Raw genomic sequence first — 24,886 nt, forward strand, 5'->3', positions numbered from 1 at the left:
CCCGCCCCCGACGCACTCCCATTCCTGGCACCGCTATCGCCCGCGCTACCTGACGAAATCCCGTTCCCGTTTCCCTTTCCGCTCCCACTGCCGTTCTGCGAACCGGTCGCCGATGTCGAGCCAATAGCCGCAGTCATCCCAGTCCCGCCAGCCACCACCAAACCGTCGTATTCGCGCTTGCAACCAATCGTGTCGACTATTGGACAATCGGTCGGCAAAGCTTGCGCCAGCGTCGGCCTCGCCGAGTCGGTCGGCGGCGCGACAGGTGCCGCCGGATTAGTTTGAGCACCAGCCATCGCAGCATACAGACTCACGGCAACTGCCAGGACCGCCTTGCATGTCCCCAATGCCCTTGTTTCCCCTTTGTACTTTTTCATTTCCCTCTCCTAACCATCTTACAAAGTCAGATTCATATAGCCAGCGAATCTCTGTTCACTGTCGAAAGTGAAACGTCAAAACCTGTTCACCAGTGCTTCGCGCCACTCGAAAATCGCGTCGCGCCCGGCATCTTTCTCGCGGAAAAGCCCGGTCCGATTTGATATGCCCTGAGAGAAACCGTTGGCTGTGCGCGAACAAAGTCGTGGAAAGATCACAGCAGGACTTGATGGAAGTTCACGTTATGCAGAGATCAACTCACCGACCGTGCGCTACCCCACGCAAAGCGATATCGCCAGCTTTTTTCAATCAAATTCGCAGTCGATTCGTCAAATAGCGTCATTTCCCGATCTTGAAGACCGCTACATTTTTTCTTCGATCAGGCAGTCCGAATGGTTATTTTTATTTAACATTCAGCCCGCCTCGGCATATGAATCAGGCGGTTGTACTTCGGGGCCGAGCCTTGGCGCAGAAGCCGCATGAAGGTGCGACCGAGGTCTGCTTTCGAGGCGGGAAACAGGCGGCGAAACGACGATGAAGCGTTCGAACGCTTCATATAAGCGTTTATCCGAACATAGGGGAGAGATTAGAAGGGCGGGAGTGAGGGCAATCACACAGACAGCGCAAACCGAGCGGGTTTACTCTGCCATCCAATTGCCCTTTGTCTGTCAGTATTACGCTGAATACGGCGCTCGAATCAAAGCGCCGCAATTACGCCGCCACCGACATACAAAATATGTCCATTGACGAAATTCGATGCATCGCTGAATAGAAAGACCGCGGCGCGTGGGAACCAATCGGCACGCGGTAACCGGTCAGAACCGGACCGTCGGCGCCGGGTGCGCCGAGAAAATCAGCAGCGCCGCCAGCGACAGCAAACCGAACATCACCGCGCGACTGTTGAAGTGCGTCGTCAGCGGCAACAACGCGATCGACGCGCCACCGGCACGGGTGCCCTATAAGAGCAAGATGTGGGCGAACGTGAGGCGCGCGTCGACATGGCGTAACAGCAGATTGCCTGGCACTTCGAATAACACGTGCGAAGGCCTGTTGCGACAACTGGCGGTTGACGCGGCGAGGGCCGATTGAGCGCCAGCGGGACTGCGCGCCGCTCCGCTCCGCTCCGCTCAGCTCAGCTCAGTTCAGTTCAGTTCAAACAGTCCCGCCCCGCTCAAGCCACCTCGACCACGATCTTGCCTCGCGCGCTGCCGTCGGTCAGCGCGTCATAAGCCTGCTGTGCCGAACCTGGATCGAAGCGGCGCGCGTCGAGACGCGGCGCGAGCTTGCCTTCTTCCGCGAGCCGCGTCGCCGTGCGCAGCATTTCGCCGTGATGCGCGCGGCCTTCGCCGGAAAGCAGCGCGTGCAGCGTGAACACACCCGAATACGTGGCTTCCCTAAACGAGAGTGGCGCCAGCGCATGCGTGCCCCAGCCGAGCGCGCTCACCACATGGCCGAAGTGCTTCACGGCGGCAAACGAGGCATCCAGCGTCGCCCCGCGCCGGCTCGGGCCGCGGCAGTTCAGTGAGTTCGAGCGGACCGTTGTATTGCTTCAGAACCAGCGCTTGCACGGACATGATGGTTTCCCGGAGGTTGGCGACGATTGTGTCGATACGCGCATAATCGTCCATGCGAAAAGGCAGCCGCGCCGACCTGGCAGCGGCGTACACGGGCGAAGACGGTGGCGCCGGTCAGACGCTCATCAGCATGGACAGCGCCTTCGGCGCGCTGCCCGACGTCGTGTGGATCAAGCGGATGCTGCCGCAAGCGCGCGTTGCGTTCGGCAGCAACAATCGCGGCGCGCAGGCACGCATGTGCGCGGAAGGCGCGGGCCTCGCGGTGCTGCCGTGCCCGCTCGGCGACAGCACGCCCGGCCTCGTGCGCATCGAACTGAACGAAGCGCCGCCGGGCCGCTACGTCTGGTTCGGCCTTCACCGCGACTTGCGGCGCCTGGCACGGCTGCGGGCGCTGCTCGATATGACGATCGAGGCCGTGGGTCATATTTAGCGCGTCGGTGAAGCGCATCGATTGAGCACGTCGCAAAGTCGTGACAGCCGCTCTCGAAGCAGTGACATCAGGGGCCGCGTGATTCATCAGGGGAAAAATTGGCGCGTCCCGATGCGGCTGGAAATTTTCAAACGGGGACTACCGTGTTCTATTTTTTTGCGATTCCTGTGGTCGTCATCTTTCTGGTCAAAGCCCGCTTTGGACTATTGATCGGACTACTCAGCGGCGTGGCGACACTGGTCACCGAATACGTGCTCGTCTCCTGGCTCGGAGGAAGAGCGATGCGCAAGCAAGCCGCTCTGGCGGCGGCATCCGGCGCGGCTGCGCACGCGCAGCCGTCGGCCGACACGCTCGCGCTGGCGGCATCGCTCGCTGCGCCGGCCGCGCCGGCCACGGTCGACACCAGCGTGCGCGTCTGGCGGCCGACCGATCGCTACCTGCCGGTCGACGAATTACCTTACCCAATCGGCCGCCGTTCCTTCGACGAGCGCGACAACGAACAATTGCTGCCCAGCTATATCGGCGAGACCGCCTGCTTCGATCGCATCGGGTTCGCTTTGAGCGATAACGTCAAGCGCGAACCGAACGCCGAAGCGCTTTTACACAAGCAGTTGTACGAGGGCTTCAGGGAAGCGATCGGCTCGTATCTGGACATCGAAACAGGCGAGGACGGCACGCCGGCCGCGATGGTCAGTTTCGATGAGCTGGCGACGTTTCCCACCTTCGCGCACTTCAGGAACGGCTCGCGCGCGCTGCTTACCGCTGCGTTCCGCTCGCGTGACGCGGTGTGGGGCGGACTGCGCCACGACGGCGAGAGCTTTCGCTTCCCGCTCGGTCATCTGGTCGGCATCCGTTTCATGGTGTGGGTGCCCGCGCGCGGCGGTGGCGGGTATACGGTCGATCTCGTCTTCAACGTGCCGCGCAAGCAATCGGCGCTGAAAGGCCCCTCGCCCTACAACTCGTTTTACACCGGCTTCAACCTCGATTTGCCCTACTCCGAGCTGAATTCGTTTTCGGTATTTGCCGCCCTCACCGACATCGCACTGCTGTTCGACGTACGCGCGCGATGCGACACGGCATCGGATGTTTGAGCCGCAGCTTGAGCCGCGCTCAGACAGAAAAATAGCGGCCCCAGCCCCCGAGTGCAGGACGTGCAAAGTCTGCGCGATTCGACTGAAGAATTTTCGCTGGTGCTCGGCGACCTGTTCGGTCTCGCCGAGCGGATCAAGCTTCTGCAGGAAGAAATCGCCGCGCGCCTGACCGAACCAGCCAATCGCACGCTCTTCACGCTGACGCTCGTTACGGTCCTCGCTCTGTCGATCAACATCATCGCCGGCCTGTTCGGCATGAACGTCGGCAGCATTCCGCCGGCGGAAAACCGGCACGGTTTCCGGGTCATGGTGATGATGGTGGCGAGCTTCACGGCGCTCGCCGGATCGTGGGGTTTTCGCTGGCGCGCCGGGCGCTGAGCGCGCGCCACGAGGCAACGTCTGTATCAGGCACGGGAACTGCTGCACCCATATTGCGTCACACCCCTGTCCCCGGCCGATTCCGGCGGGGGCAAAGAGGACGGCGACAGCCGAACCTCCCATAACGAACGCATAGGGAGAGCCATCATGCGCAGACGACAATTCATCACCACCACCGGCGCCGTCCTGGCGACGGCGGGTCTTGGCCTCGCCGGCTGCACCACCACGTCTCCGTCTTCGAGCGCGTCTGCTTCGGCCAACGCGGGCAAGCGCGACACGATCAACGCCGGCGTCGATTCAACCCTCGAACGGCTTTATGCGAACGTCTCCGGCTCGCGCGAACTCGTTGCGAAAGCGCGCGGCGTGCTCGTGTTCCCGTCCGTCATCTCGGCCGGCTTCTGGGTCGGCGGACAATATGGCGAAGGCGCGTTGCGCGTCGGCGGACGCACGGCGGGTTACTACAGCACGGTCGCGGGTTCGTTCGGCTTGCAGATCGGCGCGCAATCCAAGGCGCTCATATTCCTTTTTATGACGCAGGATGCGCTCGACAAATTCCTCGGCAGCCAGGGGTGGGCGGCGGGTGCCGACGCGACGGTCGCCGTGCTGAAGGTTGGCGCCAATGGCGCGATTGATACTTCGACGGCTACCAGCCCGGTCGAGGCTTTTGTGCTGACTAATAGCGGGCTGATGGCTGGGGTGTCGCTGGAAGGCACCAAGATTTCACGATTGATTATTTGAGCCAACGGGCCCCTTGCGTAGCGCTTTTTGGTTGTACGCCGCAGGCAAGCAGACAAAAAGCGCCGCGCAGGCAAGAAACAGCGTTTCAGCCGGCTGGCAAGGTCAGCGAGGCCACTTCGCATCGAGGCCGCTGCCGCAAAACATCCGGCGCCAACAGCAGCTTGGCTGCCCTGACCCCGGCGCCCATCACAATCTGAGCGCGCTCCATCACGGCAGCATCGACGAGAATGCGCCAATCGTCCGGCAAGCCGAAGGCCGTAATCCCGCCGAACTCCATTCCGCTATGCTCCACAGCGGCCTCCCGCCTGGCAAACGAAAGCCGCTGCGCGCCAAGCGCCGCCTTCACCGCGCCGTTGATATCCAGACGCAACGACCCCAACGAGACCAGCGCCGCATAGTGCTCGGCGCCCTCCTTCCTGTAGCGAATCACAATCGTATTCGCGCAGTCTTCGAGACCAAAGCCATAACGCGCGCTGAATTCGGCGGTATCGGAGGCGTCGTCGCTGACCGCGAACACCGTGACGCCCCGGACCGGCAACTGTTCGACGACATGCGCAGGCAAATGCGCGCCCAGTTGTTCTGCTGGAATAACGTCCAGCTGCTGTACGAGTTCGTGCGAGTGCATAGGGACAGGAATGTGAGGATCCACCGGCATTCTAACGGCACACCTGACTCGCGCGCGTCAAAGAGACTCGCGGTCCGCCTTGTTATAGTGGCAGGCACACAGTTTGCGAAAAGCCTCGATGCGGGAAACTGCTTCGAGACCACGTCAACACCGCATCCGGTGTCAGGATCCTATTGAGAACACGACCATGGATATGGACACGCTTTCCGCCGACAACCTGCAGATGATGGCCCGCAAGCAGGCCAACTGGGCAATCGGCGCATTCAAACAGTTTGCCGACGACCGCTGCGCAGCCATGGCCGCCAGCATCGCGTTCTATGCGGCGTTCTCGCTGGCGCCGACGCTGGTCATGGTGATTGCCGTGGCCGGCTGGTTTTTCGGCGCAGAAGCGGCGCGCGGCGAACTGTTCGACCACATTCATGGCCTGCTCGGCGACCAGGCCGCCGCGGGCGTGCAAACCATCGTCGAGAACGCGCATCACAGCGGCAACGCGGGCGGCATCGCAGCGATCATTTCGTTCACGATGCTCGCGATCGGCGCATCAGCCACCTTCTCGTCGCTCAACAGCGCACTCAATATAGTGTGGCCCAACACTGGGCCGCGCTCGTCGAGCGTGATGGCGATGGTGCGGGTCCGGCTGATTTCGTTCGGCCTCGTACTGGGTGTCGCGTTTCTGCTGATCGTCTCACTCGTGCTCGATACGGCCATCACCTTCGTCGGCAAGTGGCTCTGGGGCGACTCTCCCTACGTGGTGATCGGCAACCTGCTGCAACTCGGGGTCGGCTTGCTGGTGCTGGCGTTCGCGTTTGCCGGTTTGCTGAAGTTCTTGCCCGATGCCCGGGTGCAGTGGCGCGATGCGTTTGTCGGCGGGATTGTCGCGGCCGTGCTGTTCTCGGCGGGCAAGAAGCTGTTTGCCCTGTATATCGCTCATGCTGGAATGGAGAGCTCGTTCGGCGCGGCCGGCTCGCTCGCGGTGTTGCTGATGTGGCTGTACTTCTCAGCCGCCGTGCTCCTGCTCGGCGCGGAATTCTCGGCGGCGCGCGGCCGCTTGCACGACCCGCGCGGCAAATGGGGCATGCAGGACAACGCGCCCGCAGGCAGCCGCGCAAAGCTCGCTTCGGTGCTGGCTGCGTCGACGGTGTTGGCGGATGCGGCGCCACGCGCAGACGAGAGCGCGGCCAGCAGCGCTAACGCCACCAGCGCCGCTCCCGCGCCCGGCGCGGCGGCGGCGCTTTCCGCCTCCGCTCGAGGCACGGCTTTCTCGCGGGGCCAGGCGCGGCGCAAAGCATCCGCGCGCACTACCGCGGTCAAGATCGGCCGCAGCGTCGTGCATGCAGAAGCGCAAGCCACACGCGCCGCGGCCGTCACGCTGGTGGAAGCGAGCCGCAAAGCCGTCGCGGCAGACCGTTATGTCCGGCGGCATCCATGGGGCTCGGTACTGCTGGCAGCGGTCGCCGGGCTCGCCGTCGCCACGGTGGCGCGCCGTGGCGCTAATGACGACGCAAGCGGTGCGTGAAACGAAGGCCCCACGCCAGTGCCGCAAGTCGGCGCATGTGACCGGAAGCGGCTCGAAGATCGCACGCTCATGCGCCGCGCATTCCACAACCTGAAAGTTATGTCCAGCGCGCTCGTCAACTGAGACGCGTTCCAACTTTTATGCGGCCACTACGGATCCGGCGCAAAAAACAGACGACTAAATTACAAAACCCCTTCAAATAAGTGTCTAAATTGCAGGCACCGAACCCTTCACTGTCAACAAAACAACAATAATGCTCAGTCAACGAATAAATATTGCCAAAACAGCAATAATCCTTGACGTGCTTTAAATACAAGGCGTTGCGCGTTGTGTCACATTTTGGAGACACTCTTTTTTTTCCTGTTCTTGCCGATAGAGACGGTGAGCTATTCTCCTTTCCGCAACAAAGAAACTAATCATCTGCGTGGAGAAATGGATGAAACGAATCGCACTGTCTACCCTCTCGCTGGCGCTCCTCGGCGTCACCGGCGTGGCACACGCTCAAAGCAGCGTTACCCTGTACGGTTTGATCGATGAATCGATCCAGTATGCACACAACACGGCCGTTGCCGGCGTAAACAAGAACCAGGTCGGCTTGGTCGCAGGTAACCTGCAAGGCAGCCGCTGGGGCTTGAAGGGCACGGAAGACCTGGGCGGTGGCCTGAAGACGATTTTCCAGTTGGAAAGCGGCTTCAATCCGAACAACGGCAAGATGGGGAATTACAACAACTCCGACAAGCTGTTCGGCCGTCAAGCCTACGTTGGTCTGACGCACGACAACTACGGTACGCTGACGTTCGGCCGTCAATATGACCCGGTCGTCGACCTCGTTCAGCCGCTGACGGCAGACAACTACTTCGGCAGCACGTTCACGACCCCGGGCGACGTCGACAACAACGACAACAGCTCGCGCACGAGCAGCGCAGTCAAGTACACCTCGCCGGTGTGGAGCGGCTTCCAGTTCGAAGGCATGTATGCATTCGGCGGCATCGCCGGCCAGACGGGTTCGGGCCAGACGTGGTCGGGCGCTGCAACGTACGCAACGGGTCCGTTCAGCATTGCTGCCGGCTATTTCCGCGCAGACAACACCACCTCGGCAGCAGCTCGTGCCCTCAACGGCGGCTGGGCCTCAGCCTCGACGTCGGACGCCACGTTCAACAACCAGGTCAGCAGCGGCTACATCGCAGCGAAGTCGATCGGCATCGCTTCGGTGGCAGTGCAATACGTTACGGGTCCGTTCACGGCCAACCTGCGCTACAGCAATGCGCAGTACAAGCCGGACGCAGCGTCGGGCTTCAGCTCGACCGAGAAGTACAACGTCGGCGGCGCGTACTTCGGCTACCAGGCAACCCCGGCAATGCTGGTGGGCGTGGGCTACATCTACACGAAGGCTAGCGGCGATACGAGCGCAACGTATCACCAGGTCTCGCTGGGCGGCGACTACAACCTGTCGAAGCGCACGGACATCTACTTGGTTGGCGCGTATCAACACGCCAAGGGCAACCAACGCCTTGCGGCAGGTCCGAGCGGCGTTGTGAACGCAGGCGCAGCAATCGGTTCGTACAGCTACAACTCGGCTACCAGCTCGCAAGAAGTCGTCAGCCTGGGCATCCGCCACAAGTTCTAATCGAGCTTGACGGACTGCTGAAGCAACACGCAGCTGAAAACCAGCCACGGGTGATAAACCCGTGGCTGGTTTTTTTTCGTCCGTGGTTTGTGATTTGTGATTTGGCGCAGCGGAGCCGGTCGGCACATGCAAGACCTGGCCGGACGCACGCTCACGCGCGCATGCGTCGCGCGTCCAGGGCGATCTCAACAGAGAATAAAAAAGGCCGCCAGCGAAGCCTTTACAGGCTCGTGACGACCTTGGTGTGATGCTCGCAGCTGAGAGGATTCAGGGAAGCCTCGTCCGCCCTGATTTGACGATCTGACGATCTGACGATCCGGCTAACGCCGCTGAACCTTCCCCTTGTCCGACTGCGCCAGCGTCTGCGCCGGCTTCACTTCGAGTTCGTGCTCCACGCCGTCGGCGCCCACCGGCGCGCGATGCAACACCAGCGCGCGCTCGCGCTGCTGCAGCGGCACATGAGGCGAGTCCTGCCAGTCAGGATCGGGAATCTCGCCGAACACCTGACGCAGCCGCTCGCCCCACGTGCGGTGAATCATCTCGAAGTACGCATTGTCGTGATCGATCGAGACGAAGCGCGTGACGCGCAGCGAATCCTTTTCGTACACCAGCAGATCGAGCGGCAAACCGACCGACAGATTCGAACGCAAGGTAGAGTCCATCGAGATCAGCGCGCACTTGGCGGCTTCGTCGAGCGGCGTGGACGGCGTCAGCACGCGATCGATGATCGGCTTGCCGTATTTGGCCTCGCCGATCTGGAAATACGGATTCACCGCCGACGCCTCGATGAAATTACCCGCCGCGTAGATCATGAACAGGCGCGGCCGGTTGCCCGCGATCTGGCCGCCCAGAATGAAGCTGCAATTGAACTCGACGCCGAATTCCTGCAACGCCTCAGCCTCACGCTGGTGCACGCAACGCACCGCGCGGCCGATCACGCGCGCCGCGTCGGCCATGGTGGGCGCGGTCCAGAGCGTCGGCTGGGCGGTATCGGCCGGCTCGGTGAGTTCGTGCAGCACCGCTTGCGTCAGCGACAGATTGCCGGCGCCGAGCAGCACGAGCATGCGTTCGCCCGGCATCTCGAACACCGACATCTTGCGCGCGGTGCTGATGTGATCGACGCCCGCGTTGGTGCGCGTGTCCGAGAGGAACACGAGCCCGTCGTCGACGGACATCGCGACACAATAAGTCATAAGAAAAAGTACCCGCAAAAAACGACAGAACGCCGCTATTGTAATGCGGCGCGCACATGCCTCGATCGCGTATTACGGCCTTTTGCGGGCCTTTTCTGAACGGCTGCGAGCGCTGACGCGCGTTCGCGCCGCCCTGCCAGGCCCACCGTGGCTGCTATTGCGAGAGCTGCGCGCTGACGCTCACGGACACCTCCAGCTGCTCTTCCAGGCCGCCGATGCGCCGCCCGCGCACCGGCGCGGCGGCTTCATAATCGCGCGCGGCAGCGAGCCGGCAGAAGCGTTCGCTGGCAAACCCGGCATGCGTCACGTCGACGGAAATCCAGCCACTGCCGTCGAGCCACACGTCGACCCACGCATGGCTTGCCGCCTGCGGCACATCGCCCGGTTCGATGTAGCCGCTCACGTAGCGCGCCGGAATGCCGCGTGCCCGGCAGCAAGCCAGCATCAGATGCGCATGGTCCTGACACACGCCGTTGCCGAGCGCGAGCGCTTGCGCGGCAGTGCTGGTCACTTCGGTGATGCCCGGACGGTATTTCACACGCTGCACGATTTGTTCGGACAGTTCGATCAGCCCGCCCGGCGTTGTCAGGACCGGCACCGATTCGGCCAGTTCGCGGACCGCCGCGTCGGCCTCGGTGAGACGCGTCGCGCAGGTGAAGTGCTCGAGCGGAATCGGCCCGACGTTATCGGGCAGCCGGCCATCGATCAGGGCAATCGTGTCGACTTCCCCGGCCACGTGCAGGTGGATCTCGCTATGCGGCTTGTTGATGACCAGCGTGTGCAGCGCGTTGCCGTACGCGTCGAAGGTGGCGTCGAGCTTGCCGGGCGCATCGATGCTCCAGCGCCGCACCACCTGCGAGGCGCCGCTTGCCGGCGTCAGACGCAGTTGCTGGATCGAATAATGGACCGTCGCTTCGTAGCGATAGGAGGTGTCGTGGCGGATCGTCAGGTACATATAAAAAACTCCGTCAGGCGACTGGCAGCATCAGATAGGTGCGAGCAACCAGATTGCCGAGTTCGAACACGCGGGCAAGAAACTGCGTGAGATAAGCGTGCAGGCCGGTTTCGAAAATCTGCCGGATGTCGGAGTACACCAGTTCGGCGCGCAGCTTGCCGGCGAAGCGTTCACACTGATTCGAGCCTTGTGTGCGCAGCATCGCCAGATTCGTGCAGACGCCGTCGAGCGATGCCAGCAGCGAACGCGGCATCTGCTGGTTCAGGATCATCAGTTCGACCACCCGCGCCGGCGTCACCACATCGCGATACACCTTGCGATAGATTTCGAGCGCCGACACCGAGCTGAGAATCGAGGTCCAGTAGTAGAAATCTTCGAGCTGGCGCGCGGCATCGCGTGAATTCGGTTCGACGTCGGCAAAGCGCACGTCGAGAATCCGCGCGGTGTTGTCGGCCCGTTCGAGAAACGTGCCGAGCTGCGTGAAGAAGAACGCGTCGTCTTGCAGCGCGGTGCCGATCGTCACGCCGCGCGACAGATGCGAGCGGAACTTCACCCACTCGAACAGCGCGCCCGGGTTGCCCACGGCCTGACCGGATGCGGTGCGCTCGTTGAACTCCAGCCAGGTGTCGTTGATGGTTTCCCACCATTCGGTCGTCAAGGTGCCGCGCACCGCGCGGGCGTTTTCGCGCGCGGCCTGCAAACACGAATGAATGCTCGAGGGATTGGTCGAATCGGCCACCATGAAATCGAGCACGTTATCGCGGGTCGGTTCGTCGTAGCGCTGCGCGAACGCGGTTTCGAGTTCGGAGATGCGCAACACGGAACGTTGCGCGCGCGATTCCTGCTCCGGCGTCTGCGGCAACAGTTGCGCCTTCAGGTTGATGTCGAGCATGCGGGCGGTGTTCTCCGCGCGCTCCATGTAGCGGGCCATCCAGAAGAGGTGATCGGCGGTGCGGCTTAGCATGACGGCATTCCGTATCTGATGACGCGGGGCCCTTGAACAAGGCCCGCGCTGGTTATCCGTGTGCGCCGGCGGCGTACGTGGTGCGTCGCCGGCTTGTCGGGTTGTGGTTGCGGCTGCAATTGCGATTGCGTGAGCAACTACCTCGGCAGACCCGTCAGTCGACCATCCAGGTGTCCTTGGTACCGCCCCCTTGCGATGAATTGACGACCAGCGAGCCCTCCTGCAACGCGACGCGCGTCAGCCCGCCGGCCACCATCGTGACGGTCTTGCCGGACAGCACGAAGGGCCGCAAGTCGATATGGCGCGGCGCGATGCCCGCGTCGACGAAAGTCGGACACGCGGACAACGCCAGTGTGGGCTGCGCGATATAGCCCGCGGGGCGCGCGATCAGGCGCTCGCGGAACGCTTCGATTTCGGCTTTCGTGGACGCCGGTCCCACCAGCATCCCGTAGCCGCCCGCACCGTGCACTTCCTTCACGACGAGTTCAGGCAGATGCGCGAGCGTGTACGCGAGATCGTCGGGCTTGCGGCACTGGTAGGTCGGCACGTTGTTCAGGATCGGCTTTTCACCGAGGTAGAACTCGATCATGTCCGGCACGTACGGGTAGATCGATTTGTCGTCGGCGATGCCGGTGCCCATGGCGTTCGCGAGCGCGACACGCCCGGCGCGATACGCGGTCAACAGACCCGGCACGCCGAGCGCCGAATCGTTGCGGAAGGCGAGCGGATCGAGAAAGTCGTCGTCGACGCGGCGGTAGATCACGTCGACGCGCTTCGGCCCCTGCGTGGTGCGCATGAACACATAGTTGTCGTCGACGAACAGATCCTTGCCTTCCACCAGTTCGACGCCCATTTGCTGCGCGAGGAACGTGTGCTCGAAATACGCGGAGTTGTACATGCCCGGCGTGAGCACCACCACGACCGGATCGTCGACGCCCTCGGGCGCCACCGAACGCAGCGTATCGAGCAGCAGATCAGGATAGTGAGCGACCGGCGCAATGCGGTTCTGCACGAACAGTTCGGGGAAAAGCCGCATCATCATCTTGCGGTTTTCCAGCATGTAGGACACGCCCGACGGCACGCGCAGATTGTCTTCGAGCACGTAGAATTCGCCCTCGTCGCCGGCGCGCACCACGTCGACCCCGGCGATATGCGCGTAAACACCGAGCGGCACATTCACGCCTTGCATTTCGGGCCGGTACTGCGCGTTCGTATAGACCTGATCGGCCGGCACGATGCCGGCGCGCACGATATTGCGCTCGTGATAAACGTCGTGGATAAACAGGTTGAGCGCCTGCACGCGCTGTCGCAAACCCGCTTCCAGCGTCTGCCATTCGTGGCGCGGAATGATGCGCGGAATCAGATCGAACGGAATCAGCCGCTCGGTCCCCGACAGATCGCCGTTCACCGCGAAGGTGATGCCGACCCGGCGGAACAGCAGGTCCGCTTCGGCGCGTTTGCGCGCGATCGCTTCATTGCCCTGCTTCATCAGCCATCGTTCGAAGCGTGCGTAGTGTGGCCGCACGGCATCGTCATGATGACGCATCTCGTCATAGCATCGCATGTCACGCCCCGCTCTTGTTGTCGGATAGAAGGCGAATGCGCTGCGCATTCGGTGTTCGACAATCGTTGTAGCAAACGCTATGCCATTGAGCATTTTCGCGTGTAAACCGCCGCCTGTGCACGCGAACAGCGCATCCGACCAGCGCGGCTTCGCTGCCATCGTACTGCGACGGCCCATGATGCGCTAGTACGGTGCATGGGCGGCACCGCGGTGTGCCGCGGCGGCCATCGCCGACCGGGCCCGAATCCGCACCAAACGCGCACAGGAGCAGCACAGGAGCGGCGCCGAACACACGCCAGTTTCGTGGTGCGAGGCCGGCTCGCGTGCGGTGCGTTTGCGGTGCGTTTGCGGCGACCCCGTAAAACAACCGGCAACGCGCATGAAAAAATCCCCGCGGATTCGCATCCGCGGGGATTCAGACAACTTGCATGGCCTGCCGGCTCACGCATTCGCCGTGGTTAAAAAACCGCGGCAACGCATGAAGCGCGATCAGGCTGCAGCTGCGTCTTTCAGCTTCTTCAGCGGACGTGCCTTGATGCGCACGCTAGCCGGCTTGGCCGGGAACCAACGCTCTTCGCCCGAGAACGGGTCTTTGCCAAAGCGCTTCTTCTTCGCCGGCACAGCTTGCACGACGATCTTCAGAAGACCCGACAGCGTGAATTCGCCAGCGCCCTTCTTATGCACGGCGCCGAGGATCGTGTCTTCGAGCGCGGCCAGCACGGCCTTGACGGTCTTCGGTTCCACAGCGGCGCGTTCAGCGACGTGTGCAGCCAGCGAGGCCTTCGTGAAGGTGTCCTTGATCGGCGACGGTGCGCTGGACGCCTTCACGGCGACCTTCTTAGCTGCGACGGCTTTCTTCGCAGGGACTTTCTTTGCAGCAACCTTCTTGGTCGGTACCGGGGCAGCAGCCTTCTTGGCCACCTTTTTTGCGGAAGTCGGCATGTTTCTCCTACCTGTTGTGGTCAGTGAATTGCACGAAGCGCACACGGTATGCGCACGCTTCAACGCCGGATTCTACAAGCGCTAATGCGATTTGCGCGACTCTTTTGTGTATAACAGCGCGGGTTTGTTGCGCGGCGCAGACTGCGCAACACATTTTGATGCTTGTTTTAGCGGGTATTTAGCGGGTGAGCGTGCGTCGAAGAGCGCTGCAATACGAACACGTAACGCGCGTTACAGCACGTTTCGATGCATGAAAGCAGACACATTCGAGTGCGCCGGCGATTCGGTCACGGTCAGTCAAGTTCGGTTACACGACGGAAAAAACACGCGCCTCGCAGCGAAAGGATGGCGAGGCGGGAATCGCGTGCGACGCCGTAGCCGGCGCGATCGGCCGGCCTTCGAAGCGGTACTCGCAATCGTAATCGTCCTCGATGATCACCGCGCCGCGTTTCTGCGCCCATTCGAGCAACTCGACGCGCCGTTCGAGACTCATCGGCATACCGAGCGGAAACTGATGCGACGGCGTGACGTAGACGAGCCGCGCCCTGTCCGGCAGCTGCACACGATCAGACCTTCGCTATCCACCGGCACCGGCACCGGCACGACGCGCGCGCCGGTGGCCGTGAAGCAGGCGTGGGCGGGCGCATAGGTCCTTGCCGCCCTTCGCGAGCTTCGTATAGAGCGGCGCGAGCATCGGGCTCAGCAGCATGATCCAGATCGGATTGAGCGCCTGGAACTGCGCGGCGCTCCACGAGAACAGCGTCACGCCGAACCGCGAAAAGCGCGGATCGACGTTGCGCAGCGCGAACAGCGTGAGCGACGTCGACGTCTGCACGCGCACCCTCCGCCAGGCGGGGGAGATTCTGCAAATAGATGCATTCTTCGTCACTCAGGGAATTGACTGAGCGTGCTCAATTACCCGCCCTTACGTGCAATCCGGGATTCGTTTCGCGGTCGCTCCGCGCAAAAATAGCCTTTGACGTCATGCCTTTAAAGGCCTCAGATACTCAACACGCATAGCAGAACGCGCTCTGTGCAAACCGCGGTTCTTGCCCAAATGCCTCGCGAAATCCCTTGGCCCATCGGCCAAATCGGCGGGTGCCCTTTTCGCTTCTGGCAACATAGCGTGTTGTCTAGAAAACGCGTTCCCTTGCACGACCGGCTGCTGAATGCCCGTCATCCCGGCCTGGAGCGCAATCAAACCATATTTACTTATATCAAACAAATTTTGACGGGCTAATTTCCTCCTGCTATGGTCACGACAATTCAAAAGAACAACCCGGCTCTCGAACTCGGCAGCAAAATCCGCGCGTTGCGGCAACGGCTCAAGCGCACGCTCGACGAAACTGCAACCGCGGCGGGTATTTCCAAGCCGTTTTTGTCGCAAGTCGAACGCGGTCTGGCGTCACCGTCCATCACTTCGCTGGCCGGGATTGCCAGTGCACTCGGCGTGACGATGCAGTATTTCGTCGACACACCGAGCGAAGAGCGCTGCGTGTGCCGTGGCGATCAGTTGAAGTTTTTCGGTTTTGCCGACTCCGCCAACCTGTTTGCGCGGCTGACCAATCTGACGGGCGGCCGTCAGCTCGAAGCGATCCTTGTCAGGATGCCGCCCGGGCAGAAGCGTTCGGAAGTCACCACGCATGCCGGTGAAGAGTTTATGTATGTGATCGACGGCGAAGTGCTGTTGATGCTGGAAGGCAAGACGTTCGCGTTGCACGCGGGAGACAGCGCGCACTACGAATCGACGGTGCCGCATAGCTGGACGAACACCGCGCGTGGCGAATCGGTGGTCGTCTGGGTGGGTACACCAAGACTGTTTTAAAAAGCAGGCACCTTATCCGGTTGATCCGGCCATGGATTGCCTGCATTACTCAATGTAAGGAATCCTGCATGTCGGACCAGAAACAAGGGCCGCCCCGGCCCGGGCAAAGCAGATAACCGGGCGCCCCGGCGCCAGCGCGTTTCTCTCTCGACCTTTCCCTGCGATCTCACCCGATGAAAACCCCGTTCGTCTACGCGACGGCGCTGACCACGCTCGTCCTTACGCTTCAGCCTTCCGCCTTCGCCGTCACGGTGCCCGCCGGCGTCACGCTCGCCGCCAGCCAGGAAATGACCCGCCAGGTGCCGACCGAAACCGAGTCGCTCGACCCGGCGCACATCGAATCATGGACCGGCAACACGATCGCGCTCGACCTGTTCGAAGGCCTGACGCGCATCGACGCGGCCGGCGCGGTGGTGCCGGGCGTCGCGCAGTCGTGGACGCGCACGAGCCCCGACACGTGGGTGTTCAAGCTGCGCCACGACGCGCGCTGGAGCAACGGCCAGCCCGTCACCGCGGCCGACTTCATCTATGCGTGGCAACGCGTGCTCGATCCGAAGACGGGTTCGAAGTACACGGTGCTGGTCGAATTTGTGAAGAACGCCAAGGCGATTCTCGCCGGTAAGGCGCCGCTGACAACCCTCGGCGTGCGCGCACCCGATCCGTACACGCTCGAAGTGACGACTGAAGTACCCGCCGCCTTCTTCCCGCAACTGGCCGCCATGCCGACCATGGCGCCGGTCAATCGCGCGACCGTGACGAAGTTCGGCGGCGACTGGACCCGTCCGGGCAACTTCGTCGGCAATGGCCCGTATGCGCTGACCGACTGGCAGCCGAGCAACCGGCTGGTCGGCACCAGAAGCAGCACATACTGGAACGCCAGCAAGGTCGTGATCGCGAAAGTGACCTACCTGCCGATCGAAAACGACGAAACGGCGATGCGCATGTATCAGGCCGGCCAGTTCGACTACACGTATTCGATTCCGTCGGGCATCTATTCGCAGGTGAGCAAGCAGTTCGGTTCCGAGCTGAAATCCGGTCTCCAGATCGCCACTTACTACTACAGCCTGAATAACGAAGACCCGATTTTCAAGGACAAACGCGTACGCCAGGCGCTTTCGATGGTGCTGGACCGCGACCTGCTGACCTCGCGCCTGACCGCGGACGGCGAACTGCCGATGTACGGCCTGATCTCCAGGGGCACGCAAGGCGCCGCGGTCTTCAAGCCTGACTGGGCCGCCTGGCCAATGCCCAGGCGCGTCGACTACGCGCGCAATCTGCTGAAGGCCGCCGGCTACTCGGACGCGAAGCCGCTGACGTTCACGCTCACCTACAACACCAACGATCTGCACAAGAAGGTCGCGCTGTTCGCCACCTCGGAATGGCGCACCAAGCTCGGCGTGAACGCCAGGCTGGAGAACGTCGAATACAAGGTGCTGCTCAAACAGCGCCACGACGGCAAGGTGCAAGCGTCGCGCGACGGCTGGTTCGTCGACTACAACGACGCGATGTCGTACTTCGATCTGATCCGCTGCAACAGCGTGCAGAACGACCAGCGCTACTGCAACCCGCAAGTCGACAAGCTGGTCGATGAAGCCAATCAGCAACTGGATGACGCCAGGCGCACCACCCTGCTCACCCAGGCACACGACATGGCGATGGGCGACTACCCGATGGTGCCGCTGTTCCAGTACTCGGCGGACCGGCTGGTGAAACCGTATGTGGGCGGCTACACGCTGACCAATTACGTCGACCAGCGCGCCACGCAAGACATGTATCTGATCAAGCACTGAGCACGGGAGCACCGTCATGCTGGCCTACACGCTGCGCCGCACGCTCTGGGCGATCCCGACGATTCTCGCCGTGATCACCGCGTGCTATCTGCTGCTGCACCTCACCCCGGCCGGCCCGTTCGACACGGAGAAGCAACTGTCGGCGGCCGTGCTCGCGAATCTCAACGCGAAGTATCACCTCGACGAACCGTTGTGGCTGCAGTACCTGCACTACCTCGGTTCGCTGCTGCACGGCGATCTCGGTCCGTCATTTCGCTACGCCGACTGGTCGGTCAACGATCTGGTGTGGAAAGCGTTGCCGGTGAGTCTCGGCGTAGGCGGCGTGTCGGTGCCGATCGCGCTCGCGATCGGCGTCACGCTAGGCACGCTGGCCGCCGTGCGCCGTGACCGTTTCGTCGATCATGCGGTGATGGTGCTCGGCAATATCGGCAACGTGGTGCCGCCGTTCGTGCTGGGTCCGGTGCTGGTGTGGATCTTCGCGATCCTGCTGAAGACCTCCGAAGGCCACGGCTGGCTGCCGGCCGGCGGCTGGGGCGAAGGCGAATGGCGCTATCGCGTGCTGCCGATCGTGCTGCTCACCTTCATCAACGTCGCCGCGATCGCCCGCGTGATGCGCGGCAGCATGATCGAAGTGCTGTCGGGCAACTTTATCCGCACCGCGCGCGCGAAAGGCCTGCCGGGCCGCACGATCATCCTGCGCCATGCATTGAAGCCCGCGTTGATGCCGGTGGTGTCGCTGCTCGGCTCGATCTGCATCTCGTCGATCACCGCGGCAGTGGTCACCGAATCGGTGTTCGCGCTGCCCGGTCTCGGCCAGCTGGTCGTCAACGGCGCGATCAACCGCGACTACACTCTCGTGCTCGGTCTCGTCGTGCTGACGACCGCCGTGGCCGTGCTGTTCAATCTGCTGGTCGACCTTGCGTATGCATGGCTCGATCCGCGCATCCGGTACTGATCCATGCCCCGCCCTCTTCAATCGACTGCCGCGGCGCTCGATCCGCTCGCGGCCATCGCGAAGGCGCCGCGTTCGCGCGGCCCGCTCGCCACCGCCGCGCGGCGCTTCGTGCGCAATCGTGCGGCCTTTAGCGGCTTTATCGTGCTGCTGCTGATCGTGATCGCTTGCGTGGCCGGTCCGTGGTTGCTGCCGAACGGCCCGATCGATAGCGACTGGAGCGCGATCAGCCTGCCGCCGACGTGGCAAAACATGCACTGGTTCGGCACCGACGAACTCGGCCGCGATCTGCTCGCCCGTACGCTGCAAGGCGGGCGCGTGTCGCTGGAAGTCGGCCTGCTCGGCACACTCGTATCGGGCCTGATCGGCGTCGCGTACGGCGCGAGCGCCGGCTATCTGGGCGGGCGCGTCGACGCAGTCATGATGCGCATCGTCGACATGATGTACGCGATCCCGTACATGCTGATCGCGATCCTGATGATGACGATGTTCGGCCGCGCGTTCTATCTGGTCGTATTGACCATCAGCGCGTTCTCGTGGCTCGACATGGCGCGCGTGGTGCGCGGCCAGACGCTGTCGCTGCGCTCGCGCGAATTCATCGATGCCGCCCGCGCGATCGGCGTGAGTTCGCGCTCGATCATCGCGCGCCACATCGTGCCGAATCTGTTCGGCGTGGTGGTGGTGTATGCCAGCGTGACGGTGCCGAACATCGTGCTGACGGAATCGGTGCTGTCGTTTCTCGGTCTCGGCGTGCAGGAACCGATGACGAGCTGGGGCGTGCTGATTCAGGACGGCGCGCAGAAGCTCGAGTCGATGCCGTGGCTGCTGCTGTGCCCGGCCGTGATGTTGTGCGTGACGCTGTATTGCGTGAATTTCGTCGGCGACGGTCTGCGCGACGCATTCGATCCGAAGGACCGCTGACATGCCGCTACTCGAAGTCAAAGACCTGAGCGTGCGCTTTACGCGCCGCGAGGGCGCACCCGTCGACGCCGTGCAGCGCGTGTCGTTTTCACTCGAAGCCGGCCGCACGCTCGGCATCGTCGGCGAATCGGGATCAGGCAAAAGCCAGACCGTGATGGCGCTGCTCGGCTTGCTGGCCGGCAACGGCAACGTATCTGGCGAAGCGACCTATCGCGGCAAAAACCTGCTGACGATGAACGAAGCCGCGTTGAACAAGATTCGCGGCGACCGCATCGGCATGATCTTCCAGGACCCGATGACCTCGCTCAATCCGTTCCTGACGATCGAACGGCAGATGACCGAAACGCTGCAACTGCATCGCAGGATGTCGCGGCGCGAAGCGCGCCGCCGCGCGATCGAAACGCTCGAGACGGTGCGCATTCCCGACGCCGCGCGCCGCATCGACATGTATCCGCACGAATTCTCCGGCGGCATGCGGCAGCGCGTGATGATCGCGATGGCGCTGCTTTCCGAGCCCGAAATCCTGATCGCCGACGAGCCGACCACCGCGCTCGACGTCACCGTACAGGCGCAAATCATCGAGTTGCTGCGTGAATTGAATCGTGAACGCGGCACCGCGATCATTCTGATCACGCACGACATGGGCGTGGTAGCCGGCTTGTGCGACGACGTGATGGTGATGTACGCCGGCCAGACCGTCGAGCAGGCGAGCGCCGCCGCGCTGTTCGCCGCGCCGACCCATCCGTACACGATCGGCCTGCTGAACGCGCTGCCGCGTCTGACCGACGACGACGACCGTCCGTTGCAAACCATTCCCGGCAATCCGCCGCTGCCCGGCGAAGTCGGCGCGGGCTGCGCGTTCGCGCCGCGCTGCCCGTATTGCAGCGACCGTTGCCGCGAGTCGCGGCCTGCGCTGAGCCCATCGCATCCAGGATCCGTTGCGTCGGGCGCCGTCGCGCCGGGCGCCGTCGCGCCGGGCGCCGCCGCGCTGCGCGCCTGCCACCGTCCGGCGCGGGAAATCATTGAGGCACAACACGCATGAGCGCCACTTCAACCACAAGCCAGGATCCGGCAACGCTGTTGTCGGCCGACAATCTCAAGGTGCAATTCGGCATACCGCGCGGGGGCTTTCCGTGGTCCGGCAAGGCGACGCTGCGCGCGGTGGACGGCGTGTCGTTCAACGTGCGGCGCGGCGAAACCGTAGGCCTCGTCGGCGAATCGGGTTGCGGCAAGTCCACGCTCGCGCGCGCGATCATCGGTCTCGCGCCGGTGGCGAGCGGCAGCGTGCGCTGGCTCGGCGAAGAAACCGTGCTGCCGAACGCAAAACGCGACACCTCGCGTTTGCGCCGCGACGTGCAGATGATTTTCCAGGACCCGCTCGCCTCGCTCGATCCGCGCATGACGATCGAACAGATCGTCGCCGAACCGCTCACTACATTCGGCCAGGATATCGCGCGTGCCGACGTGCAGCGGCGCGTGCTGACCATGCTCGAGCGCGTCGGCCTCAATGCGCAGCATCTGCGCCGCTATCCGCATGAGTTTTCGGGTGGTCAGTGTCAGCGCGTCGGCATTGCGCGCGCATTGATCGGCGAGCCGCAACTGGTGATCTGCGACGAGCCGGTGTCGGCGCTCGACGTGTCGATTCAGGCGCAGATCGTCAACCTGCTGCGCGATCTGCAACGCGAATTGTCGCTGTCGCTGCTGTTCGTCGCGCACGACCTCGCGGTCGTCAAGGCGATCAGCCACCGCGTGCTGGTGATGTATCTGGGACGTGTGATGGAGTTCGGCGACAAACGCGACGTCTATGGCGAGCCGCGTCATCCGTACACGCGCGCGCTGTTGTCGGCGGTGCCGGTGCCCAATCCGGCCGTGGAGCGCGCGCGCCGTCATCTGCTGCTGCGCGGCGAGATTGCGTCGCCGCTCAGCCCGCCTTCCGGTTGCGCGTTTCGCACGCGCTGCCCGGATGCGATCAACGCCTGCGCAGCGGAAATTCCCCAGCCTGTCACGCACGGCGCGAGCGCGACGCGAGTTGCGTGCATTCGCGTGAGCGACGCCCCGAAGGAAGTCCCCTTGGGGGACCGCTAAAGCGAGAAGCGAACCCTCTCTGAAGCACCACCGTATTCCCCGGCGCGGCAGGTCGCCGCGCCGAAGGATGCGTTCGTCCTGACGCCTTTTTCGTTGACGCTTATCCCGTGATCCGCTCGGTGGTCATGGCGCGCGACAAGCCGTGCATGGGCCGGCGCAATGCGACATCGAACGGATTGGTTTGCGGGCCGATCGCCTCCGCCTGGCGCCGCAGCAATTCGACCACCATCGGCAGACGATCGTCGCCGAGACGCGCCGCCAGCGTGCCGACGCTCAACGCCGCCACCGCGACGCCGGTGCGATCCAGAATCGGCACCGCCACGCCTGCCATGCCGTCGAGCACGCCGCTATTACGACCCGCGTAACCCAGCTGGCGCACGCGTTCGATCTCGGTGCGCAAATACACTTCGTCGAGTACGCCGTAGCCGCGAATACGCGGCACGTTGAAGCGAATGATCTCTTCGCGTTCCGCTTCCGGCAGGAACGCGAGAATCGCCAGACTTCCCTGTCCGACACCCAGCGCCACGCGCCCGCCAATATCGCCGGTGAACGAGCGGATCGGAAACGGCCCTTCGCAGATGTCGAGACACACCGCGTCGAAACTGCTTTTGACCAGCAGGAAAATCGTGTCGCCCAGGCTCGCGCAGAGCCGCAGCAACGCGGGACGGCAGAGCGTGCGCATGCCGCTCGGATTGCCGGCCTGCGCGGCGAGCGCGAAGAAATCGACGCTCAGCCGATAGAGCCTCGAGTTTTCGTCCTGCTCGACGATACCTTCGGCGATCAACGCGTGAAGGATGCGGTGCACGGTGCCTTGCGTGAGACCCACCGCTTTCGCCAGACGCGTGACACGCCCGCCGTCGGGCTGCGCTTCGGACAACGCGCGGATGACCGCGAACGCACGCTCCAGCATGCCTGGGCCGGGCGCGCCGCCCGTTTGAGCCGACGCGGCATCCGCATCTCGCGCATCTCGCGCATCTCGCGCATCCCGTTTAGCGGCAGGATTCATCTCGGTTGTTCCAATTTATTTCATTGACCGGAACACTATAGAGGGTTTTATCTTTGAATGGAATATTCGCCCGCCCCCTTTTCCTGCCATGCCCTGTGCAATATTCATAGGGATTTTCCGTACATCATGCAACGGAACAGATGATGCCAGGCACCGCACATATATTCCGTTGGTCGGAATTTTTTCAAATCTTATACCGGCAAACGGAATTTGAAATTGACGCGGCGTAATTTGGCTAGCTAGAGTCGGCTCCATCGAGACAGTTGTCGATTGAACCGGTGTCGAACCAGCAAAAGGCCAGATCATGTCGTTCCTCACACTCACGGACGTAGCAAAATCGTTCGGCGATCTGCAGGCAGTCGCCGACGTGAACCTGTCGGTGGAAAAAGGCGAGTTCGTTTCGCTGCTCGGGCCCTCCGGCTGCGGCAAGACCACCACGCTGCAGATGATCGCGGGCTTCGTCGAGACGACGCGCGGGCGCATCACGCTCGACGGCCGCGACATCACGCACATGAAGCCGAACAGGCGCGGCCTCGGCATTGTGTTCCAGAGCTACGCGCTGTTTCCGCACATGAGCGTCGCCGATAACGTCGGCTTCGGTCTGGAGATACGCAACATCGACAAGGCCGAGCGCAAGGAGCGTGTGCGCGAGGCGCTGGCGCTGGTGCGGCTCGACACGCTCGCGCATCGCTTTCCGCGCGAACTGTCCGGCGGTCAGCGGCAACGCGTGGCGATTGCCCGCGCGATCGTGATCGCCCCGCCGGTGCTGCTGCTCGACGAACCGATGTCGAATCTCGACGCCAAGCTGCGCGAAGACATGCAGTTCGAACTCCGCTCCATTCAACGCAAGATCGGCACGACCACCATCATGGTCACGCACGATCAATCGGAAGCGCTGTCGATCAGCGATCGCGTGGTGGTGATGGAAGCCGGCCGCATCACGCAGATCGACACGCCATACGAAGCCTATGAGCGCCCCGAGAACAGGTTCGTTTCGCAGTTCATCGGCAAGGCCAATATGCTGCCGGGCACGGTGGTGGCGCGCGACGGCGACGCGATCCGCATCGACCTCGGACACGACCTCGCCGAGACCGGACACACCGCGCAACTGCCGGTCCGCGAGCGCGTCGTCGGCGTCGGCGACGCGGTGATGCTGTGCATCCGCCCGGAGAAGCTGCGTCTATGCGCGCCGAACGCGGGACGCCTGCCGGCCACCGTGACGAGCCGTTTCTTTCTCGGCAGCCAGTGGCTGTATCGCGTGGACTGCCGGCTCGGCGAAGTGCTGGTGTGCTGCCAGAACGAAGGCGCCGAGCCGCTCCCGGAAGGCGCGGCGGTCGGCGTCGACTGGAATAGCGAGGCGATCCGCTTCATTCAACGGGATGCGCATCATGGCTAGTACGCTGCCCGCTTCCGACAACAGCAGCACGAAGCCTGGCCCTGCGCGCCGCGCACCGTGGCAAGCCTATCTGCCGTTGTGGCTGATGTGCGCGCCCGCCTTCCTGCTGTTCGCGGCACTCGTGCTGGTGCCGCTCGCGATGACGCTGGTGCTGACCTTCTACCGCTTCGATCCGGCCAGCGGTCCGCTCGCGGCGTTCCAGTTCGGCAATTACGCGGAAGTGCTGAAGTCGTCGTATTTCCACACGATCTTTGCACGCACTTTCGGCATTGCATCGCTGACGACGCTGTTGTGCGTCGTGATCGGCACGCCCGAAGCGTACGTGCTGTCACGCATGCGCGACCCGTACCGCTCGATGTTCCTGCTCGTGATTCTCGCGCCGCTGCTGGTGTCGGTCGTGGTGCGCGCGTTCGGCTGGAGCATGCTGCTCAACACCAACGGTCTGGTGAATCAGGCGTTCGGTCTCGTCGGACTCGGGCCGTACAAGCTCGAATACACCACCTTCGCGATCGTCATCGCACTGGTGCACGTGATGCTGCCGTTCATGGTGATTCCCGTGTGGACGGCCTTGCAGAAACTCGATCCGCAAACCGAAAACGCGGCGCTTTCGCTGATGGCCTCGCCTGCCACCACCTTGCGCCGCATCGTCCTGCCGCAACTCACGCCAGGCATTCTGTCCGGCAGCCTGATGGTGTTCGGCCTGTCGGCGAGCGCCTTCGCGATTCCGGGCCTGCTCGGCGGACGGCGTCTGAAAGTGGCAGCCACCGCTGTCTACGACGAATTCCTCGGCTCGCTGAACTGGCCGCTCGGCGCGACCATCGCGCTCCTGTTGCTGGTCGCGAATCTGATCGTGATGCTCACTTACTACCGGGTTCTGGAGCGCAAGTACGCCAGAAGCATCGGCTAACGCATCGGGTTCAACAAGCGAGCTCAACAAGC

Annotated in this window: 21 protein-coding genes and 6 pseudogenes; 16 read left to right on the forward strand and 11 right to left on the reverse strand. The window is 62.9% G+C overall.

Annotated elements, in window-relative coordinates:
* Positions 1 to 285: pseudogene (locus tag AC3WLT_RS25970) on the forward strand (hypothetical protein); the annotation flags it as partial.
* A gap of 273 nt (positions 286 to 558) precedes the next feature.
* Positions 559 to 858, forward strand: coding sequence for a hypothetical protein (locus AC3WLT_RS25975; RefSeq protein ID WP_492594549.1), 300 nt, complete (start codon positions 559 to 561; stop codon positions 856 to 858).
* Positions 859 to 1,072: 214 nt separating this feature from the next.
* On the opposite strand, the pseudogene AC3WLT_RS25980 reads toward AC3WLT_RS25975, so the two are convergent.
* Positions 1,073 to 1,159, reverse strand: a pseudogene (locus tag AC3WLT_RS25980) (gluconate 5-dehydrogenase); the annotation flags it as partial.
* Between the two features lie 387 nt (positions 1,160 to 1,546).
* The gene (locus tag AC3WLT_RS25985) at positions 1,547 to 1,897 is read right to left on the reverse strand and encodes a zinc-binding dehydrogenase (protein WP_492594604.1); all 351 of its coding nucleotides are present in this window, start codon (positions 1,895 to 1,897) and stop codon (positions 1,547 to 1,549) included.
* A gap of 122 nt (positions 1,898 to 2,019) precedes the next feature.
* Here AC3WLT_RS25985 and AC3WLT_RS25990 point away from each other — a divergent pair.
* The 4 genes and pseudogenes from AC3WLT_RS25990 to AC3WLT_RS26005 form a co-directional block, all read left to right on the forward strand.
* A pseudogene (locus AC3WLT_RS25990) lies at positions 2,020 to 2,379 on the forward strand (LysR substrate-binding domain-containing protein); the annotation flags it as partial.
* A gap of 143 nt (positions 2,380 to 2,522) precedes the next feature.
* On the forward strand, positions 2,523 to 3,470 hold the full coding sequence (locus AC3WLT_RS25995; RefSeq protein WP_492594550.1) for a hypothetical protein: 948 nt from the start codon (positions 2,523 to 2,525) through the stop codon (positions 3,468 to 3,470).
* Positions 3,471 to 3,524: 54 nt separating this feature from the next.
* Positions 3,525 to 3,848, forward strand: a pseudogene (locus AC3WLT_RS26000) (CorA family divalent cation transporter); the annotation flags it as partial.
* 147 nt (positions 3,849 to 3,995) lie between these two features.
* Positions 3,996 to 4,586: a BPSL1445 family SYLF domain-containing lipoprotein gene (locus AC3WLT_RS26005; RefSeq protein WP_492594551.1), complete on the forward strand. Its 591-nt coding sequence runs from the start codon at positions 3,996 to 3,998 to the stop codon at positions 4,584 to 4,586.
* A gap of 85 nt (positions 4,587 to 4,671) precedes the next feature.
* On the opposite strand, the gene AC3WLT_RS26010 is transcribed toward AC3WLT_RS26005, so the two are convergent.
* Positions 4,672 to 5,211, reverse strand: coding sequence for a YbaK/EbsC family protein (locus tag AC3WLT_RS26010; RefSeq protein WP_492594605.1), 540 nt, complete (start codon positions 5,209 to 5,211; stop codon positions 4,672 to 4,674).
* 187 nt (positions 5,212 to 5,398) lie between these two features.
* Between AC3WLT_RS26010 and AC3WLT_RS26015 the strand changes: the two genes are divergently transcribed.
* The gene (locus AC3WLT_RS26015; RefSeq protein WP_492594552.1) at positions 5,399 to 6,727 is read left to right on the forward strand and encodes a YihY/virulence factor BrkB family protein; all 1,329 of its coding nucleotides are present in this window, start codon (positions 5,399 to 5,401) and stop codon (positions 6,725 to 6,727) included.
* 436 nt (positions 6,728 to 7,163) lie between these two features.
* On the forward strand, positions 7,164 to 8,354 hold the full coding sequence (locus AC3WLT_RS26020; protein WP_492594553.1) for a porin: 1,191 nt from the start codon (positions 7,164 to 7,166) through the stop codon (positions 8,352 to 8,354).
* 320 nt (positions 8,355 to 8,674) lie between these two features.
* On the opposite strand, the gene AC3WLT_RS26025 is transcribed toward AC3WLT_RS26020, so the two are convergent.
* From AC3WLT_RS26025 to AC3WLT_RS26055, 7 genes and pseudogenes are all read right to left on the reverse strand, one after another.
* Complete coding sequence (locus AC3WLT_RS26025; RefSeq protein WP_492594554.1) at positions 8,675 to 9,547, reverse strand: proteasome-type protease; 873 nt, start codon at positions 9,545 to 9,547, stop codon at positions 8,675 to 8,677.
* Between the two features lie 154 nt (positions 9,548 to 9,701).
* Positions 9,702 to 10,502: a transglutaminase family protein gene (locus AC3WLT_RS26030; RefSeq protein ID WP_492594555.1), complete on the reverse strand. Its 801-nt coding sequence runs from the start codon at positions 10,500 to 10,502 to the stop codon at positions 9,702 to 9,704.
* A gap of 13 nt (positions 10,503 to 10,515) precedes the next feature.
* Positions 10,516 to 11,466, reverse strand: a complete 951-nt coding sequence (locus AC3WLT_RS26035; RefSeq protein WP_115100448.1) for an alpha-E domain-containing protein — start codon at positions 11,464 to 11,466, stop codon at positions 10,516 to 10,518.
* A gap of 154 nt (positions 11,467 to 11,620) precedes the next feature.
* The gene (locus tag AC3WLT_RS26040) at positions 11,621 to 13,030 is read right to left on the reverse strand and encodes a circularly permuted type 2 ATP-grasp protein (protein ID WP_492594556.1); all 1,410 of its coding nucleotides are present in this window, start codon (positions 13,028 to 13,030) and stop codon (positions 11,621 to 11,623) included.
* 489 nt (positions 13,031 to 13,519) lie between these two features.
* A complete protein-coding gene (locus tag AC3WLT_RS26045; protein ID WP_492594557.1) occupies positions 13,520 to 13,972 on the reverse strand; it encodes an HU family DNA-binding protein in 453 nt (150 codons plus the stop codon).
* A gap of 379 nt (positions 13,973 to 14,351) precedes the next feature.
* A pseudogene (locus AC3WLT_RS26050) lies at positions 14,352 to 14,620 on the reverse strand (MocR-like pyridoxine biosynthesis transcription factor PdxR); the annotation flags it as partial.
* A pseudogene (locus AC3WLT_RS26055) lies at positions 14,619 to 14,807 on the reverse strand (POT-type proton-dependent oligopeptide transporter); the annotation flags it as partial. The pseudogenes AC3WLT_RS26055 and AC3WLT_RS26050, both read right to left, overlap by 2 nt.
* Positions 14,808 to 15,224: 417 nt before the next feature.
* Between AC3WLT_RS26055 and AC3WLT_RS26060 the strand changes: the two are divergent.
* From AC3WLT_RS26060 to AC3WLT_RS26085, 6 genes are all read left to right on the forward strand, one after another.
* Positions 15,225 to 15,797 (forward strand): cupin domain-containing protein, encoded by a 573-nt coding sequence (locus AC3WLT_RS26060; RefSeq protein WP_492594558.1) that lies wholly within the window; start codon positions 15,225 to 15,227, stop codon positions 15,795 to 15,797.
* A gap of 173 nt (positions 15,798 to 15,970) precedes the next feature.
* Positions 15,971 to 17,587 (forward strand): peptide ABC transporter substrate-binding protein, encoded by a 1,617-nt coding sequence (locus AC3WLT_RS26065; RefSeq protein ID WP_492594559.1) that lies wholly within the window; start codon positions 15,971 to 15,973, stop codon positions 17,585 to 17,587.
* Between the two features lie 16 nt (positions 17,588 to 17,603).
* Positions 17,604 to 18,542: an ABC transporter permease subunit gene (locus AC3WLT_RS26070; RefSeq protein WP_492594560.1), complete on the forward strand. Its 939-nt coding sequence runs from the start codon at positions 17,604 to 17,606 to the stop codon at positions 18,540 to 18,542.
* A 3-nt stretch (positions 18,543 to 18,545) separates the two neighbouring features.
* A complete protein-coding gene (locus tag AC3WLT_RS26075) occupies positions 18,546 to 19,460 on the forward strand; it encodes an ABC transporter permease (RefSeq protein ID WP_492594561.1) in 915 nt (304 codons plus the stop codon).
* Position 19,461: 1 nt separating this feature from the next.
* Complete coding sequence (locus AC3WLT_RS26080; protein WP_492594562.1) at positions 19,462 to 20,502, forward strand: ABC transporter ATP-binding protein; 1,041 nt, start codon at positions 19,462 to 19,464, stop codon at positions 20,500 to 20,502.
* Complete coding sequence (locus AC3WLT_RS26085; RefSeq protein WP_492594563.1) at positions 20,499 to 21,545, forward strand: ABC transporter ATP-binding protein; 1,047 nt, start codon at positions 20,499 to 20,501, stop codon at positions 21,543 to 21,545. Before AC3WLT_RS26080 ends, AC3WLT_RS26085 begins: the two co-directional genes overlap by 4 nt.
* 100 nt (positions 21,546 to 21,645) lie before the next feature.
* Here AC3WLT_RS26085 and AC3WLT_RS26090 read toward each other — a convergent pair whose 3' ends face one another.
* Positions 21,646 to 22,551: an IclR family transcriptional regulator gene (locus AC3WLT_RS26090; RefSeq protein WP_492594564.1), complete on the reverse strand. Its 906-nt coding sequence runs from the start codon at positions 22,549 to 22,551 to the stop codon at positions 21,646 to 21,648.
* A gap of 304 nt (positions 22,552 to 22,855) precedes the next feature.
* On the opposite strand from AC3WLT_RS26090, the gene AC3WLT_RS26095 reads away from it, so the two are divergent.
* Both AC3WLT_RS26095 and AC3WLT_RS26100 read left to right on the forward strand, forming a co-directional pair.
* Entirely contained in the window at positions 22,856 to 23,947 is a 1,092-nt protein-coding gene (locus tag AC3WLT_RS26095) for an ABC transporter ATP-binding protein (protein WP_492594565.1), read from the forward strand.
* Positions 23,940 to 24,854, forward strand: coding sequence for an ABC transporter permease (locus tag AC3WLT_RS26100; RefSeq protein ID WP_492594566.1), 915 nt, complete (start codon positions 23,940 to 23,942; stop codon positions 24,852 to 24,854). Before AC3WLT_RS26095 ends, AC3WLT_RS26100 begins: the two co-directional genes overlap by 8 nt.
* Positions 24,855 to 24,886: the final 32 nt, after the last annotated feature.

The organism is Paraburkholderia sp. FW306-2-2C-D06C, from assembly GCF_058781505.1.

What these genes read in the sequence shown, in the direction of transcription:
- AC3WLT_RS26010 (WP_492594605.1), bottom strand. Translation starts at nt 5,211, where the DNA reads ATGCACTCGCACGAACTCGTACAGCAGCTGGACGTTATTCCAGCAGAA.
- AC3WLT_RS26080 (WP_492594562.1), top strand. Translation starts at nt 19,462, where the DNA reads ATGCCGCTACTCGAAGTCAAAGACCTGAGCGTGCGCTTTACGCGCCGC.
- AC3WLT_RS26070 (WP_492594560.1), top strand. Translation starts at nt 17,604, where the DNA reads ATGCTGGCCTACACGCTGCGCCGCACGCTCTGGGCGATCCCGACGATT.
- AC3WLT_RS26025 (WP_492594554.1), bottom strand. Translation starts at nt 9,547, where the DNA reads ATGACTTATTGTGTCGCGATGTCCGTCGACGACGGGCTCGTGTTCCTC.
- AC3WLT_RS26090 (WP_492594564.1), bottom strand. Translation starts at nt 22,551, where the DNA reads ATGAATCCTGCCGCTAAACGGGATGCGCGAGATGCGCGAGATGCGCGA.
- AC3WLT_RS26045 (WP_492594557.1), bottom strand. Translation starts at nt 13,972, where the DNA reads ATGCCGACTTCCGCAAAAAAGGTGGCCAAGAAGGCTGCTGCCCCGGTA.
- AC3WLT_RS26060 (WP_492594558.1), top strand. Translation starts at nt 15,225, where the DNA reads ATGGTCACGACAATTCAAAAGAACAACCCGGCTCTCGAACTCGGCAGC.
- AC3WLT_RS26095 (WP_492594565.1), top strand. Translation starts at nt 22,856, where the DNA reads ATGTCGTTCCTCACACTCACGGACGTAGCAAAATCGTTCGGCGATCTG.
- AC3WLT_RS26100 (WP_492594566.1), top strand. Translation starts at nt 23,940, where the DNA reads ATGGCTAGTACGCTGCCCGCTTCCGACAACAGCAGCACGAAGCCTGGC.
- AC3WLT_RS26030 (WP_492594555.1), bottom strand. Translation starts at nt 10,502, where the DNA reads ATGTACCTGACGATCCGCCACGACACCTCCTATCGCTACGAAGCGACG.
- AC3WLT_RS26015 (WP_492594552.1), top strand. Translation starts at nt 5,399, where the DNA reads ATGGATATGGACACGCTTTCCGCCGACAACCTGCAGATGATGGCCCGC.
- AC3WLT_RS26020 (WP_492594553.1), top strand. Translation starts at nt 7,164, where the DNA reads ATGAAACGAATCGCACTGTCTACCCTCTCGCTGGCGCTCCTCGGCGTC.
- AC3WLT_RS26035 (WP_115100448.1), bottom strand. Translation starts at nt 11,466, where the DNA reads ATGCTAAGCCGCACCGCCGATCACCTCTTCTGGATGGCCCGCTACATG.
- AC3WLT_RS26075 (WP_492594561.1), top strand. Translation starts at nt 18,546, where the DNA reads ATGCCCCGCCCTCTTCAATCGACTGCCGCGGCGCTCGATCCGCTCGCG.
- AC3WLT_RS26085 (WP_492594563.1), top strand. Translation starts at nt 20,499, where the DNA reads ATGAGCGCCACTTCAACCACAAGCCAGGATCCGGCAACGCTGTTGTCG.
- AC3WLT_RS26005 (WP_492594551.1), top strand. Translation starts at nt 3,996, where the DNA reads ATGCGCAGACGACAATTCATCACCACCACCGGCGCCGTCCTGGCGACG.
- AC3WLT_RS26040 (WP_492594556.1), bottom strand. Translation starts at nt 13,030, where the DNA reads ATGCGATGCTATGACGAGATGCGTCATCATGACGATGCCGTGCGGCCA.
- AC3WLT_RS26065 (WP_492594559.1), top strand. Translation starts at nt 15,971, where the DNA reads ATGAAAACCCCGTTCGTCTACGCGACGGCGCTGACCACGCTCGTCCTT.